Consider the following 1,876-nt stretch of genomic DNA (forward strand, 5'->3'; position numbering starts at 1 on the left):
TGGATCACGGTCTCGGGTCAGCCCGAACAGGGAACGCTCCTGCTGACCCGAGACCGTGATCCACGTCTCGTAGCCGCGCACCGCGTCGAAGACGTGGCGCGACGACGTGACCGTGTAGCGCCCCTCGAACGGCGCCCCGACCGCGTTCAGCGCCACCGCGCTGCCCGCCCGCACCTCCGGATTGCCCCTGATCACCGCCTCCAGCTCGGCGAACGACCCCGCGATCCGCTCCGCCAGCGCCTTCGCCGCCTGGTCCACCTGTGCCTGGGTGCCGTACGCGGCGTCCGTCACGACGAAACTCGCCTCGCCGAACGGCGCCGACACCTCGGCCGCCGTCACCCCCAGGTCCAGCGTCGAGGTGTTCCCGGCCGGTGCCCGGCCCACCAGCGGCTGCTTCGCCGCCACGTCCCAGCCCCGCACCTCGACCTCCGACACCTGCTCGGCGGCCGACACCCCCGCCCGGCACCGGATCAGATTGCTCCCCATCTCCAGCACCAGCGGATTCTGTTCGGCCCGCGCCGAACCGTCCGGCGCGCCGGACGCCTCGGCGGGCCTGGCCACGTGCAGGCTGCCGTCCAGCACGTACGCCTGCGCGCCCGCCTCCTCCGCGAGCCCGCGCACGAACTCCCAGTCGCTGATGTTGGGCTGCGCGACATGCGTGAGTACGGGACCCGCCACATCGACCGTCCCGGGCTTCAGCCCCGCCCGCCGCGCCACCTGCGCGCAGATGTCGGCGAGCGTCATGTTCTGGTACCCGGCCACCCTGCGGCCCCGGAACAGCCGGTGCGAGTCGTCCAGTCCGCGTACGACCGTGAAGGTGCCGCTGTCGTCGATCTCCACCTCAAGGGCGGTCACCACCCCGCTGAGCAGCAGCGTGGGGGACGGCCCGCCCCCGGCTCGGGCCAGCAGCCTGACCTCGCCGCCGATCGTGAGCCCGGTCTGCTCCAGCAGCACCCGGCTGGGGTCGCGGAAGCGCAGGACGAAGAGATCAGGGAGCGTACGGCTGTCGTCCACGTAGCCCTCGACCAGCGTGTTGGCGAGAGCGGGCGGCAGCGGACTGCCACCGAACTCGACCACCAGCGCCTTGGAGACACTCTGCTGGGCCATCCGTTCCCCACTTCCCTCGACTCAGCCGTTTCCGCGCGGAACGCCGCGGGGTTGCCGCCTGTCCTGGAGCGGCCTGTCCTGGAGCGGCCAGTCCTGGAGCCGTCGGCCCTGGAGGCGCCGTTCCTGAAGCCGTTCCTCCCGGAGCCGGCCCAACTCGTCCAACGCGGGCAGCAGCAGCTCCTGGCCGTTGGCCAGCCGCATCGGGTCGTCGATCCCGTTGGCCTCCGCGATCACCCGCCACGCGGCCGGATCCCCGTACTCGCGGTGCGCGAGCCCCGGCAGCGAGTCCCCGGAACGCACCCGGTGCACCCGCCGCGCCGCCAGCGCGCCCGAAGTCGGGTTCTGCCCCGGTGTCTCGCCGCTGATCTCCTCCATCGTCACCTGGCACAGCGCCCGGATGGGCACGCCCGAGGTGGTGAAGAGGGTGTATTTCGCCTGCACCTGGCTGACGTAGCCGGGAAAGCCGGTCAGGCCGCCCCAGTGGAAGATCACCCACGGCGGCGAGGAACGCTGCTGCTGCCGGGTCTCGCTGGTCGGCACACAACAGGCGAACAGCTTCTCCACCGAGGTGACCACACTGCTGTCCTGCGTGTCGCTGGCGTCGAAGAACATCTCGACCGTGAGCTTGCTGGGCTGCGGCCCCTGGTACTCGGGCGGTCCCGAACTCTTCGCCCCCTTGGCGGGCGTGCGCTTCCAGGACGCCGCCTTGGTCAGGCTCAGCTCCTTCGGGTTGAACTGGAAGTCGATCCGCCCGCACGGCCCGCCGGGC

Annotated in this window: 2 protein-coding genes; both read right to left on the bottom strand. The window is 71.7% G+C overall.

Going from position 1 to position 1,876, the window contains the following annotated elements:
- A partial coding sequence (locus DVH02_RS29820; RefSeq protein WP_147286160.1) for a VgrG-related protein occupies positions 1-1,107 on the bottom strand: 1,107 nt, incomplete at its 3' end.
- 21 nt (positions 1,108-1,128) lie between these two features.
- Positions 1,129-1,876: CIS tube protein (locus DVH02_RS29825; protein WP_233518539.1), on the bottom strand; the 748-nt coding region annotated here is incomplete at its 5' end.

This window comes from Streptomyces corynorhini (genome assembly GCF_003346515.1).
Classification (GTDB): domain Bacteria; phylum Actinomycetota; class Actinomycetes; order Streptomycetales; family Streptomycetaceae; genus Streptomyces; species Streptomyces corynorhini.